Genomic DNA, 15,057 nt, shown 5'->3' with positions numbered 1-15,057 from the left:
CCGCATTGCGGAAATACCTGCATAAAAGCGAGTAGGAGATACTCTGTACGCAGACGCAGCCTTCCCCCTCATCAAGAAGCAGACAGTTCCCGTCATCATAATTGGCGCACAGCTTCTTTATCAGGGCATTAGCTCGGTATCTCTGCCGCCCCGTCATTTGCGGGAGCATTTGCACCACTGCTTTCTGTTACTTTTTTCGCCACAACGACAATCCTTCCGTTTGTACGGGAGTATTCACAGGTGGAAAGCGTTATCAGCTTGTCGCCGTACTCCGCCGATACGCCCGTGTCGTAAAGGGAAAGCTCCTTGCACTTATCAATATAAGCGTCAAACTCCTCCGGCGACTGAGCGTCCGTAAAGCGGTAATATTTGAAGGCTTCAGGGCTGTCGGTGTAGACAACGGTTTTGAAAACCGCAAGGATTTCATACTCATTTTTCTCTGTCAGGGTGTGAAAGGCAATCGTTTTATGTCCCCGCCAGAAATCCTCGTCCTTGAATTTTTCAAGGTCGGCGAACATCGAGCCGTTGTTCATATGATGACCGTAGATCACTAAATTGTCCGAGGGCTTTAAAACATCGCAGTCCTCCTGCACATACGGGCAGCCGTAAGAACTGTATTCTTTATCAAATCCACGCTTCAAATAGTAGTTCGGATTATCAACCGTCTGCATAACGGGATAATTGATATTCGTATCCTCCATGCAAATCCAGCCGACCAAATCATTGTTTTGACGGTACAGCTCGGTAAGCTCCGGCAGTATCGTCTTATCTTCCGAATAGATGATCGGCTCGACAGGCTCGGTTTCGCTGTCCTCTACGAGCTGTACGAGAGAATCGTACATCTGCTCCTGATGTTCCGCCTCCCTGTAATGGTCGATAATGAAATAGCTGCTGACGCCGAGCAGGACGGTAAACGCTGCCATCAACGCAATACAAATCTTTTTTCTCATTGCCATATCCTTTCTGAAACAAGGGGCGGGAGCTTATGCGCTCTCGCCCGGTTTGGTTGTCATCAGCTTATACAGCTTCGTATTTTTCGGGAATTTATTTGCGAACGGTACAAGGGAGCTGCCCACCTTGATAAGCCCGTGTCCGGCTTCCACATTCGTAATATACGACATCTGAAGGTCGGAGATATTTAAGAGCTTCGCCAGCTCCAGCCTGTCCGTGGAAGCCTGATTGAGCATAATGATAAATTCGGAGTTTGCGAGCATTGTCCTTGCCGTATGGCTCTGCAAAAGGTCGTCCACATTCTGCGTAATACCCGTAGCATAAGCACCGTATTTACGCACACGCTTCCAAAGGGTAAAAAGGAAGTTAGCGGAATACTCGTGCTGGAACAGCAGATAAATCTCATCAATGAAGATGAAGGTATTTCTGCCTTTCGCCCTGTTCTGCGTAATGCGGTTTAAGATGGAGTCGAGAACGACCAGCATACCGATAGGCATAAGCTGTTTGCCGAGGTCTAAAATGTCATAGCAGATCAGGCGGTTATTGGTATCCACATTCGTATGCTTCGCAAAGGTGTTCAAGCTGCCGCTTGTAAACAGCTCGATGGCAAGGGCGATTTCCTGCGCCTCCGGCTCATCTTGTTTAAGAAGCTCCTCCCTGAAATCCTGCAAGGTCGGCACTTCGCCCTGATAGTTATTCTGCTGATAGGTGCGGTACACGCTGGCGGTGCAGCGGTCGATAATGGATTTCTGCTTTGCGCCGAGGTTACTGCCGCCGATGAGCTGCTCGCACAGGGACATAATAAACTCCGACTTCAAAATAACCGGATTCGCCCCGTCGCCGTATTCCTTCGTCATATCCATAGCGTTGATATGATTTTGAGAAGTAGCGGAGATATGGATAACCTCTCCGCCGAGCGCCTTCACAAGCTGTGAATATTCCCGCTCCGGATCAATGATGATAACATCGGAATCCGAGGAAAGAATCACATTCTCGATCTCGCCCTTTGCGGCAAAGGACTTACCGCCGCCCGATACGCCGAGAATAAAGGAATTACCATTGAGAAGCTGCTTGCGGTCGGCGATAATCATATTTTTGCTAATCACATTCTGCCCGTAGTAGATACCATTCTCGTGAAAAATATCCTGCACTCGAAACGGGATAAACACGGCAAGGCTTTCGGTCGTAAGGGTACGGAAGGTATCAATCTTCCGCACGCCAAACGGCATAACCGTATTCAGCCCGTCCACCTGCTGAAATTTCAACACGCCGAACTGACAAAGGTGCTTTCTCGCCGTGGTAAGCAGCGCTTCCGTGTCGTTATCAAGCTGTTCTTTGGAATCCGCCGTATGCACAAAGGTAATCACGGCAAACATCATTCTCTGATCCCTCGTCGTTAAATCATCGAGAAATTCTTTCATTTCCTTTTTCTGCTGTTCCATATCGTAAGGGACAGTCGCCGAAAAGTTATTGTTGGAGTTCTGCCGCCTCTGCCAGTTGGTAATATTCGTCTCAACGCCAAGCAGACGGTTTTCCGCTTCCCGTACCGCTTCGTCTGTCGGCACGGGAACGACATCAATCGACATCATCAGATTGCGGTTGAGATCTGTCAGCTCCGCCACCATACTGTCCTTGATATAGGAAGCATACTCACGCAAAAAAAGGACTCTCCCATAACGGTCGCCCATTTTGAAGTAGTCCTTTTCAAATTCCATTGAATCAGGGCAGATATAGTCCTTGAAGCTGTGTCCCTTTTTGCGGGTTTCCTTTATATCAAAGTGGAAAGAGGATTCCTCGCCCACACGGTAAAAGTCGTGGAAGATACGCAGCCTTTCATCGGTTTCCAGCTCCACGCACTTGCTGCCGAGCCTGCCGAAGTGAGCGATCAAGTCAGCGCCCACACGGGCAAAATAATTCCTTGCGTCCTCAATATTCTTCTTGTTGACGGAAATCGTCATATACTTATCCTGCACGATGGCGTTTGCGCCTGTGGCTTTTTCCAAAAGGATTTTATTATACTCCTCACGGTATTCATCAAGGCTGTCGCCTTTCATCGGAATAAGAATGTTGTTCTCAAAGTCCAGCCGATTTAAACGGCGGTTGTTGATTGTGATTTTTGTCGTTGCTCCGGAGTCGAGGGAATTGAGCAGTTCCGAGTATTCAAGGAACATTGCTTCCTTGTCCTCACGGCTGGCAACAGCGTAGTTAATATCGGAAAATTTATAGGTCTTGGAAAACTTGTCTTTCCCAATCTGAAAGATACCGTCATCATAAATGGCGGTAATGGGGATCACATCCTGAACGCCCTTCGGCACGACAAACTTTTCCTTTTCCTGTTTGCGGAGATTGGTAAGTGTTTTAATCATTCGATTTCATAGCCTCCTTTGCTTTTGCTTCGATACTCGGCTTGAACAGCTCATAGTAGGTATTCGTTGAACGGAAAGAGAGCTTCTTCGGCATTAAAAACTCCGACTTAATCCACGCATAAATGAATTTCTCAGCGGTCATTCCGTTGTATTTGACAAAACCAAGAGCCGCAAAGGGTGCGGCTCCCAAAATGCACATCCACGATACGGTTTCCGTGCCGACATAGGGCTTGAGCAAAAAATAAATGCCCACCGCCACCACGCAGGCACAGGCAGAAAAAATGAACTGCCGCAGTGACAGTCCGAAAAACATCGCTTCTGTGTAATTCCTGATTTCTCTGTTGATTTTGACTTCCATTTAGGAACTCCTTTCTTTCATTTTTTTCGCCTGCCGGATTTCATCGGCGCAGACGCACTCGTCCGAAAGACAAGTAACTTTGCCTTTCCGCCGCCCTCCGTAATACAGGCAGTATCTGCAATCGCAGTCCTCAAGGGTGTAGCCCTTGAATTTGTTGTATATTCGTTTCATTCTGTTCTCCTTAAAGTCCCATCATCTCACGGATAATCCGGTCACTCATTCGCACTGCACCGACCAAGACAAGCATATTAAAGAGCAGCTCGCCGATATATGACCAAACCTGCGTGACTGCCGCCGCATTGGGATCGACCACAGGCGGGGAAGAAGCGAACAGGGAGAAGATAATGCAGGCTAAAACGATCACCGCACCTTCAAGGCACACGGCGCAGTAGCTTTTGATAAACGATTTACCTACATTCTGACTCGGCTCTCCCGCAAAAGTAGAAAGCGGAATCGGGGCAAGCGCCGTATACATATATAACTTAAAAAATCTCCCGTACACCGTCATAATGAGCAGGAATGACATAACCGTAATGAACAAGCCGCCAATGAGCGTAACCGCCCAAAGCGGAATTGACTCGAAAAAGCCGCAGCTTTCTATGGTGTCAATCATTTCCTGCGGCAGAGTGGTCTGCTGTGCGGAAGTAAAGCCTGCGGCGGTCATAATCGTGCCGATTGTACCCTGTACGATATTGAACAGGGCAAGCATTAGCTCCATACCGTAAGTGATACCCGCCTTTGCAAGCGCAAATCGGATAAAGAGCTTGACAGCGTGTTCCGGTTTCTTGACATCGGCAAAGCTGCCGCAGGTTTTGACCACGCCAACCACAAAGAACAGCACTAAAAGCGCAAACCCGATTGCCTGCACCGCACCGTGGATGTCCACGATAACCGTCCATATTCCGCCGCCTTTGAAGCTCTGCGGCGTAGTCGTAATAAGCTGCCATATCTCAGCGAGTTTTTCATTCCAAGTTTCGAGGGCGTTCTGGAGATTCTGAACTACCCAGTTATCACTCAATTTCGTAGCACCTCCTTATAAAGAAAAATGGGGCGTCCCTGAATTGTTTTTCAGGAACGCCCCTGAGCGTCGTTTGCGTAAAGGTTAGCCCGTAATCAGAGTGAGGATTTCTTTAGCGAAAGTAATGATGACGCCGCCCGCCAGCGTCAGAAATCCGTTCGCACGCTGCGAAGGATCGTGGGATTTCAGGGAAAGACCTACCTGAACGATACCAAAGCCGAGCAGGATCAGACCAATCGCACGGATAAAGCCGAAAATGAAATCGGACAGGTTATTGACAACGGTAAGCGGATCGCTTGCGGCAAAAGCCGTTGTAGACATCGCAAAAACAGCGGTCACGCTCAAAACCGCAGCACAGTAATAACGAAAGCCTTTCTTTACCTTTCCGGTCATCGGCAGTTTGCGGGTTTCTTTCTTCTGAGTCTTATGAAAAATGTTCATTCTATTTTCCTCCAATCAATTTGTTAAGTTTTCAAAGTCCTCATCGGACAACAGCTCGTAAGTCGTTTCCGAAAGCTCCATTTCGGGAACGCTGTCGAGATCAACATACAGGGTTTCAATGGTCGCCACATTTTTTGTGACTTCGCCGTGCTGATACACGCCGCCTTTCCCGTCTGCGGTATACGCCACATTCGGGTGCTTCAAAATGGCGTACTTCAAATCCATTACCGGAAGCTCGCCACGGATAAACAAAATGGCGTAGCGGTTGTCGAGCATTCTCACTTCGTCAGGGGTAAGCAGCTCACGACCGGAAATCTGATAATTGGTCGAGTAGCTTCCGCTCCGTCCTTCGCTTTTCCCGTAGGTGTTGGTATCAATCGTTTCCTTGCCTAAAAGCTCGGACACATACTTGTGCGTACTCTGTTCATTGCCGCCGAGATAGAGAAATTCATCGCAGTTGCCTACAATGGATTCCCATTGTTTCTCAAACAACGCCTTTAACTGCGCCAGATTTTGCAGGATAATGGATACCGACACGCCTCTTGAACGCATAACGGAAAGTATCTTGTCAAAATCGTCGGGCAGGCTCACATTTGCAAACTCGTCCATAAGAAAATGGACGGGTATCGGCAGGCTGCCGCCGTGGATATGGTCGGCAGAATAAAAAAGCTGCTGGAAAAGCTGCGTGTAAAGGATACTGACGAGGAAATTAAAGCTCGAATCGTTATCCGGTATCAGCGCAAACAGCGCCGTTTTCTTCTCGCCCATTGAAGCAAGGTCAAGCTCATCGGCGGAAGTCAGCGCCGCTAAGCTTTCAAGATTGAATTTCTCCAATCTTGCGGCAAGGGTAATCTGAATGGATTTGAGCGTCTTTGCCGAGCCGGAGTGGTAGGAACGGTAGTATTTCAGGGCGATATGGTCGGGATTATCCATTTCCAAATCGGCGAAAAGATTGTCGAGGGGAGAAGGGCGATTGTCCTCCTCGTCCTCAATCGCCGCCGCCCTGAGCATTTCCATTACCATAGCGAAATTCTGCTCCTCCTCCGGCGCTTCGTAGTGCAGATAAAAAATAAGGGCGAGTAGAAGCATACTCGCCGCAGTGTCCCAAAAAGGATCGTTGGATTGAGAGCCTTTCGGGGTGGTACTCTTAAAAAGGTTGGTCACGAGGCGCTGAATATCGTTGTCGTTTCTGAGATAGACAAACGGGTTGTAACAATGGCTTTTCTCCATTGAAATCAAGTCCAGCACCTTGATCTCATAGCCTGCTTTTTCAAGCAGATTGCCGACATCACGCAGAATTTCCCCTTTTGGATCTAAAATTACCTGAGAGGAATTGCTTGTCTGCATTAAATTCGGCTTGCAATAGAATCTTGTCTTGCCTGCGCCGGAGCCGCCGCACACCAGAGTATTCAGATTCCTCCGGTGTTTTTTCGCATTGAGTCCGATTCGGACATTCTGCGTCATCAGCTTATTTTCCGATGGCGGGCTTTGACGGTACTTTTTATCAATGGCTTTTGCGCTGCCCCATTTCGCTGAGCCGTGTTCCTCACGCCTTCGGTAATTCCTCCGTGTGGATAGATAAATCCCAATCCCCATTCCGTAGAGCAAAAGCAAAACGAGGACAGTTTTTAAGCTGTCCCCGCAAAGCTCGATATGGAACGGATCATTGAATACCGCCAAAAGGCTCGGCAGTATCTCCGGCAGACCGCCCTTGACGGACGGCGCTATCAATAAGCCGAGCCACACAACGGGAAGAATCCCGATTACCGCAAGGATAATCGCAGACTGCCTGCTGCTATCTCGATTCACGGCAGGATTCCTTTTCTACCACTTTGAACTTGCGTCTTGGGGCGTGACCGATTTTGATAATCAGTTCGTCAACAGCGTCGGTGGACTTGCCCTCTTTTTTGAGGTCGGTCTTTTTATCGTTCAGCGAACGGATCACAACGCCGTGTTCATAATCGTCCAAAGCGATATGGTAGAGTTCTTCTTTCATCACAGCTACCTCCGGTTATCTCTCCTGTTCCTTTGAGCGTTCCGCCCTCTGACGGTACAGCTCATCGGAAACACGGGCGGTAATTTCCTTAAACGCCTTCTGCGTCTTGCCGAGTTCAGCTTTGATGTCTTTCGGCTCTTTATTTTTCAATTCATCGGGGATACGGTCAATCGCAAAGTTCTGCGTATCGACGCCGTATTTCTTACAGAGCATATATCCAATGCACACCGCCTGAAATCCCATATCCCTGCGGCTGTATACCTCGCTGTTCATAGAAAGCTCGGCGTGACCGAGTTCCTGAGCGACGCACTGGCAGAGGGCAACGCTGTCGCCGATGTCCCGCTTCACATAAAGCGTCTGATCTTCATTTTTATAAAAAGCGCCCATATCGGGATAGGGCAGCTCACTGGTGCTTTCAATATTGATCGGGGCGCTGTCGAGCATAACCGCCACCAGCTTTCTCGGATCACGGTTAGCGGTCGGGGCGGCAGGGCGCTTGCCGTTGGTCTGTGAAACATCCAGCACTCTTTTCAAATTGAAATCAATGCCGATTGTCCCGTCCTTCTTGGTGTACTCGTATGGATCAAGGATAATAAAGGTCTTGGAGCCTTTATTGACCTTTACGCCCTCAGCCGCCCAATCGTCAAATTCCTTGATCTGGCTTGCCTGCGGGAACTGCTTATACATCAGCAGCGCATTGTTCGCCGTGTACCTGTCCATACGGCTCTGCACATCAAGGTAGGCTTTGAATTTTTCCGGCGACTGCACCACTTCCGAAGCGGTATTGTCGAGCAGTTGATAAATGGCTTCTTTCTCCGCCTTTTTCTTGGCGGCGTATTCCTCCGGCGAAAGTCTCGGCGGTCTTGCGCCGCTGCTTTGCTTATTCTTAAAATCGTTGGTCATATCTTTTTACCTCTCTTTTGATAGATTTGATTTTTGCGGTTGCGGGACGCTAATCTGCCCCAACGCCTGTGCTGTGCGGTTTTCTTCTTTGGAAGCGGTCGGCTCGCTGCGCTCTGTTCCTTTTTCTGCCTTTGCCGCCGCCCTGTATCTGCTGAGATTTTCCTTTACAGACGATTTCACACGGGAAACTCTGAGCTTATCCGCTGTATCCATCGCCTTTTGCTCCAAAGACGCAAATCCTTTCTGCGCTTTTTAAAATAAACGGGACAGCCTTGATAAAACGCCTTTATCACTCTTGGAATGTTCCGCTTCCTTTGCGGCTTTCCCCATAAACAGCAGCCCCATATTTTTCAAATGCCCTTTTGCGCCCTGAAGCTCCGCCTGCATAGCGGACAGCTTCTTTGTGTCCTGCGCCATCTCCTTTGACATTCTGCCGAACATAGCGGACAGCTTATCCAGCGCTTCGGGGATTTTCATTGCCCTGACCGACTCGGCAAGGGCGTCCCTGCCTCTTTCCCGGAACGCCCGCACAGCGTTTCCGGCTGACTGGATCAGATTGTCCTTCATCTTTTTGACTGCGGAAAATCCCTGACGGATTTTGCCCTCCGTTTTTTCCACAAGGGTATGGCACTTGCTCCGCAGCGTGTTGTTGTGGATCAGATTGATTTCACGGCGCATATCCTGAAGCTCGCCGAGCATTTCAGTAAGCGTATTTTCCATACCGCCGATATAGCTTACCAGCGACTGCACCTCGTTTTTCTCTTTCATCAAGCCGTTTTTATCGAGTGTGTCTAACAGCTCCACGATCTGCGGGTGTTCCTTTAGTTGATCCATTTCGCTCACCTCTCTTTCGGCTTCTTGGATTTCTTCGGCTGCCTGTGAACGGTCTGCCGATTGGCTTCAGGGGTTTTCGGCTTCTCTTTGGAAGCCTCCGGCACAGTACGCTCTGCTTCCTTTTCCGCTTTGGCAGCCGCCTTGTATCGGTCGAGCTTTTCCCTGACCGAAGGCTTCTTATCCGCTGCCTTTGCGACACCCTTATCAGTGTGCGTACCTGTCGTTTCTGAGTCTCGCTCTGACAGAGGGCTTTTGTCCGTCTTTGCGACCGAGGGGTTTTGGTGGGAATTTCCCTCCTTCTGTATTGGCTTTCCCATCGCTTCCTCCACAATAATCTCGCCCCTTGATCTCGCAGGCACTTCATTGGCAGCCGCTTCACGGTCTGCCACATCTTTTTCCGCTTCGGAAACAATGGAAGCCTTATCGACTTTGCCGAGTTCAAAGCGGTCGGAAATTCGCTGGATTTTCGCAGCGTCCTCCGCACGGGCGATAATATCGACCATCGCCGTATCGCTCTTGGTGTTTTTATCACGCAGAACGCAGTAAAGGACGCCGTATCGTTTTGCCTGTTCGGTAAACTTCGGCAGGTCTTTCTGCTGGAACGAAAAGACCTTCAGCTCCTTGCCGGACTTAATCATATTGGTAAGCCGTGCTTTCCCCCGTGTCTTATTCGACTGGCTGATCTCCTGCTTCAGCACGGAAGCTAACAGAATAGCGATATTCTTCGCCGCCGAGCCTGTGAGCCGGACAGCCACTTCAAATCCTTCAAGCGATAGCCTGACGATTTGTTCTGCTGCGTCACCGCCGTTGTTCATAGTTTCGGGACTCCTTTCTTTGAGATTTTTCTTCCTCTGCCTTGACTTGCGAAAGGGTATCGGCAATTACGCCTGACCGCTTCGCAATCCCGTCGCAGAGCTTTACTTCTTTGCGAAGCTCTTTCAAGCGTTCGGAGATAGCTGAAATTTTCATCTTTGCCGCCGACAGCCGTTCATCTGATATATCTACCTTTCGTATTTCATTTCGGAGATGTGTTCTGTCGGCGGTAAGGGTTTTGATTTCGTCCTCAACCGACCGCTTATATGAAAAAAGCTGCTCGTCCGTACCGATCTGGTGCTTGCCGAGCAGCGTTACCTGTTTGGTGAGTTCGTCCATCTTCATCAGATCGTCTTTGAGAAGATAGTGAAGTCTCGCCGTATTCTGTTGTTTCTGATTGTGCTTCGGAAGGTAGCCGAGCCGATAGCAGTAGTAGAGATACAAGCCATACAGACCGCCGACCTTTTGGATTCTGCTTTCTCTTGTGGGAAGGCGGTACTGCCGGACAATATAGGTCTTTGGCTGGAACGGCTTGAACACGATATTATCCCGATTGGCAATAAGCCGTTCAAGGATTTTCTCTTTGGTGTATTCCTCGCCGAGCCGATAAGTCCGTATCGGTTTTTCACTGCCTTTCGGTGTAACCGTCGCATACTTACGATTAGGACTAAAATTCGAGTGATAGCCCATCACGCCCAGCTCATACTGGAACTGCCGCAGGTTACGGCTCATCGCAATCGCTTCGTCAATCGCTTTTTTGGCGTTGTTGTATCGGGTGGGCATACCCGCCTCGTCCTTCATCGTAAGGTAAGAGGGCGATCTGTGCAGCTCCGGCTTTTCTACAATGGACAGCTTATGCTCCAAGCAAATCTCGTCGGCGATATGGCGGAAGTAGTACCAAGACTTTTCTTTATCTTTCAGCCGCTTCCCATCGACAAAGGAAACGGAGTTGATGACAAAATGGCAGTGGAGATGTTTCGTATTCAGGTGGGTAGTGACGACCACCTGAAACCTCTTGCCCCACATCTTCCTTGCAAACTCCATTCCGATCTGCTGCGCCTGTTCGGGCGTGACCTCGTTTTCCTTAAAGCTCAGATACCCGTGATATGCCTGAATCCCGTCCGTCTTGTCGAACTGCTCCTTGACGGTAATGAACTGGTCACGAGCCATCGCCACATTGCAGTTGATACCGTCGCAGAAAAACTCGTGTTCCGTTTTCTCCTCGTCCTTTGCATAGGCAAGCACATCTTTGAGCGCCTGATAATCTTCGGCAGAATATTCGGGGTTGGCGGTCTTTTCGGGGTTGGTCGTATAGTCGAGTACCTGATCGAGCCGGACGCTTACCTTCCAAAGCTTTGTTACTGCCATTTCAATCCGCTTTTTTCAGGGCGCAGAAATTCACGCTCAATCGCCGCCTGAAACTTGTGCCACCTCAGCGCCTCGTTCTTCAGCATTTGCGAATCCACAAAGCCGAGGGCGTTCGCTTTAATGGCGAGCTGATTGATGTTGTTGCCGATAGCGGAAAGCTCCCGCATAGCGTCGTAAAATCTTTCGTCCGGTTTTTCTCTCGGCTCATAGCCACGAAGCAGCAGTCGAATCAGCGCCGCTTCGGTCAGGCAGGCTTTCTTTGCTTTCTTCTTCAAGTCCTGTGCTTCCACCTTAGAAAACCAAAACTGTTTTTTGACTGTTCGTTTCACAGCTCCTCGTCCTCCTTTCGGGCGTTAGAGCCGCCGTGGATTCGGTTGATCTGCATAAGGCACATTATCGTCACGCCGATAACGCCGCCGAGCAGGAAGCCTATCATAAAGAATAGAAATTCGTGCATAGTCAAAATCCTTTCCTGTATTGGGGTATTAGGGGCAGCCCCTAACGAGCTTTTACTGTTTTTGCCCGATAGGAGTAAAAACAGTCTGCTCGCTAAGCTAATGCAGACCTATCCGGCTGCCCCGTATTTTGCGGTTTATCGCTCAAAATCTTTTGTTTTTGGTTTATACGGTATCGCTTTAATGCCATCGTCGGTACGCACAAATGTCTCAGGATACCTAAACTTCTCCGCATATTTTTTCTCCAAGTCCGGTGTTAGACTTAAAAACTTTTCTGAAGAAATGGGAGCGTAGCAGATGAAAAAATCTCCTGCAATTATTTCGATCATCTCCCGTTCTTTGATATAGCAGCGTTCAATTTTCCAACCGTCCTTGCCGCCTTTTTCAGCAGCCATATATGCGTCTAATCGAACATTTTTGTCTGTACCATCAAGCGAAGTGCCGAAAACAGAATAACCACTCATATTCGGACGATAGGCTTTGTTATCGCTGGAAACTATATAGGTACGGGATTCCAACGGATATTTTTCCGTAAAACTGTCCTCGGTAAATACGATATATCCGTTAAGATGTTGACCGCTTTTCTCGGCTTCTCTGAACTTCTGCGCCATTTCATCGTAACGCATATCCACTTTTTCCTCAGAATAAATCGCTCTGTTCAAGGGCAACCCGATCATCTTTCCTTCCTCATTACAGATGATTGCGACTTCATCTTCAAACGGCATATATTCCTCAATATCTCCGCCCACAAGCGCCTGCATTGCTTCAAGAGAATCTTTGATTTCAATAAGTTTCGGATACTTCCCAGCCTGAACGAGAAGAACGGAAACCGTATCTTTTTCCTCACCAGAACAAAATCGTTCGCTGATTTCACATTTATCTGGTTCAAACGCCACCTTTCTAAATCCGAAAGAATCACAGAAGTGAAAGTCCCTTGTACCGTCCTCTTGAATAACCTCCACCACATCAGATACCGAAAGGGAACGGGCTTTATATCCTGCGGGATGGTTTAAATTAAACATCTGATACACTTCTTCAAGGTTGGTGCAATTCACATCACCCTCAAATACTTTGTCATAAACACTGCTGTCTATCTCCGAACTACCCTGAAACTTGGGCAGGCTCTCATAATTCATAAAGGCAATATGATTCGGATCTCGACTCATATTTACCTGATAAACTCGTATATTCATCGTTCAAAATTCCTTTCTTTTGATTTCCATATTCCTAACTGAATACAGAGATAATCGTTATAGTCCTTACCTTTCTTCGGCGGCTCGTCAAAGATTTCGTACCGCTTTGGCAAGATTACTTTTAACGCCTGAGTTGCTTTTCTTCCTGCGTTGTCGTTATCAAAGTGAATGTGTATTTTCTGAATATCCGGTCGCTCCGCAAGATATTTGATAACGGCTGCCGGCGTTGTGCTGTCCTCAATTTTTTTTTCGGGAGGTAAACACCCGCAAGGGAAACAAGGTTTTCCTGCCGCCAGTCCTTCCCGGAAAGCTTGGAAAGCGTTGCGTAAGAAAGCAGGTCAATAGCACATTCAAAAAGGTGTACCTCGTTGCTTTCGCTGTCTGCTAACCGAAAAGAATAGTGCTTGTCACTGCCGGAACAATCGCCTAAAATGCGGCGGCTGTTTGTCGCTCGAAAAGCGGCGTATTTCGGTTTTCTATTCTCGTCAAAGCCAACAAAAACAATATTGTGGTAAGGCAAGCTCTCGAAAATAACGCCTTTTTTGATACATTCGTCGGTAATTGCCCCGTCAATTCCTCTGCTGAACAGGTACTCTTTGATCTTGTCGGTTGTTTTGCTTTTTTCGGGCAGTAGGAGAATTTTCGGCTTTTCACTCTGCTTTGGTTTGACCGTCAAAGTAGGCATAACCGCCGCCTTTCCCATCAGGGTTTCGACTGCCTCCACAAAAGAAAAGCCCCTGACTTTCACAAGATAGTCAATGGCGTTATATCCACCGATTCTCTGCGACCACCACATCCATTTGCCGTTTGAAATCTTTAGGCTGTCGTGGGTACGGGTAGTGTAGTTGTTGCCAGAAATTCGCACCAGTTCGTGCGGCTCACAGTTTTTCAGATAGGTCAAAAGGTCGATCTGCCGAGCCTGTTCGATCACCTCCGGCGCAATATATGGCATATCAAATCTTCCTTTCCCTGAGAAGTTCTGCGACTTTTTCGATGGAATCTTCCATATCGTCCACCTCAATATTCATCATCCACTCGTCCCAAGACAGCTCCAAAACATTTTTTGTTTTCATAAGGGAGCTTACCATTTCAGGCGGAAACTCCGTATTCTCCACATAGTCATACAACTCGCACATAAAAGCAAACTGCTTATCGTTTGTGATGATTGTTGCCTGCGGCTGGCAGAGATACCGCCGTACATATCGAATTAGTTCCCTTTCAAGTTGGCATTGAAGTACCAGCATATCCCCACGGATTGTTTTTAATTTGTGTACCATTTTTCTTACCTGCTTTCTCTGTTTTTGTCCCGTTTGAGTACATCGTTTGCCCTTGTTTCGATGGAATCCCGAATGGTATCCATATGCTCAACTTCTCTGTCCCTAAACTCTTTATAGACATCATCAAGCGGACAGGGGGAGCGAAGCAATGCCTTTGCCTGTTTCGGAGAAAGCTCCATTTCTTCCATACACATCACGATGTCCTCTCTCATCGTGTACTCGTAGGTATGATTCAGAATTTCCTCCGGCGGCTGTGAAAGCAGCCAGTCTTTGTACTTGTCCTGCTCCGCTTTCATCTTGTCGTAAAGCAGGGCATTGTAGTCTGTTTCGCCCATAAGCGAACACCTCCTTAAACAAAAATATAGCCGCTTGATTTTTTGAAAACCAAGCGGCTATGTAAAGATATTTGTTATTCGGTAAGTCCTATTACTTTAGGTCATCAATGCTTCCCGTTTGAATGGCGGGAATATTTTTTTTAATTTTTTTCTCCGACCAATCCCACCATCTAATATCCAATAATGATGATATGGTATCTTCAGAAAATCTCTTTCTGATTTGTCGTGCGGGTACACCGCCTACAATCGTGTAAGGCGGTACATCTTTCGTTACTACTGCCCGAGTACCAATGATTGCTCCATCACCAATGGTAACACCAGACATAATAACAGCTTCATATCCAATCCATACATCATTTCCGATAACAATGTCTCCCTTATTATCCCACGAATCTGTCACATTGCTTTTGTCCAGTCCCCATTCTTCAAAAAACAATGGGAAAGGATAAGTAGACAATGACTTCAAAGTGTGATTAGCACTCGTGAAAATAAACTTTGCACCACACGCAATAGAGCAAAATTTCCCAATAATCAGTCTATCGTGATTGATAGGATAGTGGTACAGAACATTATTTTTTCAAAATCCGTTGGATCATTTACGAAATCATTATACATCGTATAATCGCCAACAATAATGTTTGGATTTTTTACTACGCTCTTTAAGTATACCGTTTGTTTGTCCCCGGTACGAGGATAGATTTTAGTTTCCGAAATAGCCATTATTAACCTCCTGATATTTTATTTTAGAC

General features: G+C 47.7%; 17 protein-coding genes and 4 pseudogenes. All 21 read right to left on the bottom strand.

Going from position 1 to position 15,057, the window contains the following annotated elements; translation table 11 throughout:
• Positions 1–22: 22 nt before the first annotated feature.
• Positions 23–157 (bottom strand): annotated as a pseudogene (locus LKD37_RS17790) (cysteine-rich VLP protein); the annotation flags it as partial.
• Complete coding sequence (gene srtB, locus LKD37_RS00315; protein ID WP_118670913.1) at positions 129–950, bottom strand: class B sortase; 822 nt, start codon at positions 948–950, stop codon at positions 129–131. The pseudogene LKD37_RS17790 and the gene srtB, both read right to left, overlap by 29 nt.
• A 33-nt stretch (positions 951–983) precedes the next feature.
• The gene (locus tag LKD37_RS00310; RefSeq protein ID WP_015517992.1) at positions 984–3,317 is read right to left on the bottom strand and encodes a VirB4-like conjugal transfer ATPase, CD1110 family; all 2,334 of its coding nucleotides are present in this window, start codon (positions 3,315–3,317) and stop codon (positions 984–986) included.
• Positions 3,310–3,675, bottom strand: coding sequence for a PrgI family protein (locus LKD37_RS00305; protein ID WP_015517991.1), 366 nt, complete (start codon positions 3,673–3,675; stop codon positions 3,310–3,312). Before LKD37_RS00305 ends, LKD37_RS00310 begins: the two co-directional genes overlap by 8 nt.
• Entirely contained in the window at positions 3,676–3,846 is a 171-nt protein-coding gene (locus LKD37_RS00300; protein ID WP_015517990.1) for a hypothetical protein, read from the bottom strand.
• A gap of 10 nt (positions 3,847–3,856) precedes the next feature.
• On the bottom strand, positions 3,857–4,693 hold the full coding sequence (locus tag LKD37_RS00295; protein WP_302927508.1) for a VirB6/TrbL-like conjugal transfer protein, CD1112 family: 837 nt from the start codon (positions 4,691–4,693) through the stop codon (positions 3,857–3,859).
• 84 nt (positions 4,694–4,777) lie between these two features.
• Positions 4,778–5,134: a TrbC/VirB2 family protein gene (locus LKD37_RS00290; RefSeq protein ID WP_015517981.1), complete on the bottom strand. Its 357-nt coding sequence runs from the start codon at positions 5,132–5,134 to the stop codon at positions 4,778–4,780.
• A 15-nt stretch (positions 5,135–5,149) separates the two neighbouring features.
• Positions 5,150–6,943: a VirD4-like conjugal transfer protein, CD1115 family gene (locus LKD37_RS00285; protein WP_118670915.1), complete on the bottom strand. Its 1,794-nt coding sequence runs from the start codon at positions 6,941–6,943 to the stop codon at positions 5,150–5,152.
• Complete coding sequence (locus LKD37_RS00280; RefSeq protein WP_015517979.1) at positions 6,930–7,130, bottom strand: hypothetical protein; 201 nt, start codon at positions 7,128–7,130, stop codon at positions 6,930–6,932. The genes LKD37_RS00285 and LKD37_RS00280 overlap by 14 nt, the downstream gene beginning before the upstream one ends.
• A gap of 15 nt (positions 7,131–7,145) precedes the next feature.
• Complete coding sequence (locus tag LKD37_RS00275; protein ID WP_015517978.1) at positions 7,146–8,033, bottom strand: hypothetical protein; 888 nt, start codon at positions 8,031–8,033, stop codon at positions 7,146–7,148.
• A 6-nt stretch (positions 8,034–8,039) separates the two neighbouring features.
• Positions 8,040–8,261: a hypothetical protein gene (locus tag LKD37_RS00270; RefSeq protein WP_302927507.1), complete on the bottom strand. Its 222-nt coding sequence runs from the start codon at positions 8,259–8,261 to the stop codon at positions 8,040–8,042.
• Positions 8,262–8,285: 24 nt separating this feature from the next.
• A complete protein-coding gene (locus LKD37_RS00265) occupies positions 8,286–8,867 on the bottom strand; it encodes a DUF6674 family protein (protein WP_302927506.1) in 582 nt (193 codons plus the stop codon).
• Positions 8,868–8,872: 5 nt separating this feature from the next.
• Positions 8,873–9,682: a PcfB family protein gene (locus tag LKD37_RS00260; protein WP_015517975.1), complete on the bottom strand. Its 810-nt coding sequence runs from the start codon at positions 9,680–9,682 to the stop codon at positions 8,873–8,875.
• Complete coding sequence (locus tag LKD37_RS00255; protein WP_015517974.1) at positions 9,666–11,048, bottom strand: relaxase/mobilization nuclease domain-containing protein; 1,383 nt, start codon at positions 11,046–11,048, stop codon at positions 9,666–9,668. Before LKD37_RS00255 ends, LKD37_RS00260 begins: the two co-directional genes overlap by 17 nt.
• Positions 11,039–11,377, bottom strand: coding sequence for a plasmid mobilization protein (locus LKD37_RS00250; protein WP_118670919.1), 339 nt, complete (start codon positions 11,375–11,377; stop codon positions 11,039–11,041). The genes LKD37_RS00255 and LKD37_RS00250 overlap by 10 nt, the downstream gene beginning before the upstream one ends.
• Complete coding sequence (locus LKD37_RS00245) at positions 11,374–11,505, bottom strand: DUF3789 domain-containing protein (protein WP_118670920.1); 132 nt, start codon at positions 11,503–11,505, stop codon at positions 11,374–11,376. Before LKD37_RS00245 ends, LKD37_RS00250 begins: the two co-directional genes overlap by 4 nt.
• 135 nt (positions 11,506–11,640) lie before the next feature.
• Positions 11,641–12,696: a DUF3846 domain-containing protein gene (locus tag LKD37_RS00240; RefSeq protein WP_302927505.1), complete on the bottom strand. Its 1,056-nt coding sequence runs from the start codon at positions 12,694–12,696 to the stop codon at positions 11,641–11,643.
• Positions 12,693–13,648: pseudogene (locus LKD37_RS00235) on the bottom strand (DUF3991 domain-containing protein). Before LKD37_RS00235 ends, LKD37_RS00240 begins: the two are co-directional and overlap by 4 nt.
• A gap of 1 nt (position 13,649) precedes the next feature.
• Positions 13,650–13,973, bottom strand: coding sequence for a hypothetical protein (locus tag LKD37_RS00230; protein WP_302927504.1), 324 nt, complete (start codon positions 13,971–13,973; stop codon positions 13,650–13,652).
• A 32-nt stretch (positions 13,974–14,005) separates the two neighbouring features.
• A pseudogene (locus LKD37_RS00225) lies at positions 14,006–14,308 on the bottom strand (DUF3848 domain-containing protein); the annotation flags it as partial.
• 91 nt (positions 14,309–14,399) lie between these two features.
• Positions 14,400–15,028: pseudogene (locus tag LKD37_RS00220) on the bottom strand (CatB-related O-acetyltransferase).
• Positions 15,029–15,057: the final 29 nt, after the last annotated feature.

Origin of the sequence: Brotocaccenecus cirricatena (assembly GCF_020687045.1) — a bacterium.
Lineage (GTDB): Bacteria > Bacillota > Clostridia > Oscillospirales > Oscillospiraceae > Vescimonas > Vescimonas cirricatena.
Note: the sequence above shows the minus strand (reverse complement) of the source record. Positions and strands in the feature narration are given on the sequence as shown.

What these genes read in the sequence shown, in the direction of transcription:
- srtB (WP_118670913.1), bottom strand. Translation starts at nt 950, where the DNA reads ATGAGAAAAAAGATTTGTATTGCGTTGATGGCAGCGTTTACCGTCCTG.
- LKD37_RS00310 (WP_015517992.1), bottom strand. Translation starts at nt 3,317, where the DNA reads ATGATTAAAACACTTACCAATCTCCGCAAACAGGAAAAGGAAAAGTTT.
- LKD37_RS00305 (WP_015517991.1), bottom strand. Translation starts at nt 3,675, where the DNA reads ATGGAAGTCAAAATCAACAGAGAAATCAGGAATTACACAGAAGCGATG.
- LKD37_RS00300 (WP_015517990.1), bottom strand. Translation starts at nt 3,846, where the DNA reads ATGAAACGAATATACAACAAATTCAAGGGCTACACCCTTGAGGACTGC.
- LKD37_RS00290 (WP_015517981.1), bottom strand. Translation starts at nt 5,134, where the DNA reads ATGAACATTTTTCATAAGACTCAGAAGAAAGAAACCCGCAAACTGCCG.
- LKD37_RS00280 (WP_015517979.1), bottom strand. Translation starts at nt 7,130, where the DNA reads ATGAAAGAAGAACTCTACCATATCGCTTTGGACGATTATGAACACGGC.
- LKD37_RS00275 (WP_015517978.1), bottom strand. Translation starts at nt 8,033, where the DNA reads ATGACCAACGATTTTAAGAATAAGCAAAGCAGCGGCGCAAGACCGCCG.
- LKD37_RS00265 (WP_302927506.1), bottom strand. Translation starts at nt 8,867, where the DNA reads ATGGATCAACTAAAGGAACACCCGCAGATCGTGGAGCTGTTAGACACA.
- LKD37_RS00260 (WP_015517975.1), bottom strand. Translation starts at nt 9,682, where the DNA reads ATGAACAACGGCGGTGACGCAGCAGAACAAATCGTCAGGCTATCGCTT.
- LKD37_RS00255 (WP_015517974.1), bottom strand. Translation starts at nt 11,048, where the DNA reads ATGGCAGTAACAAAGCTTTGGAAGGTAAGCGTCCGGCTCGATCAGGTA.
- LKD37_RS00245 (WP_118670920.1), bottom strand. Translation starts at nt 11,505, where the DNA reads ATGCACGAATTTCTATTCTTTATGATAGGCTTCCTGCTCGGCGGCGTT.
- LKD37_RS00240 (WP_302927505.1), bottom strand. Translation starts at nt 12,696, where the DNA reads ATGAATATACGAGTTTATCAGGTAAATATGAGTCGAGATCCGAATCAT.
- LKD37_RS00230 (WP_302927504.1), bottom strand. Translation starts at nt 13,973, where the DNA reads ATGGTACACAAATTAAAAACAATCCGTGGGGATATGCTGGTACTTCAA.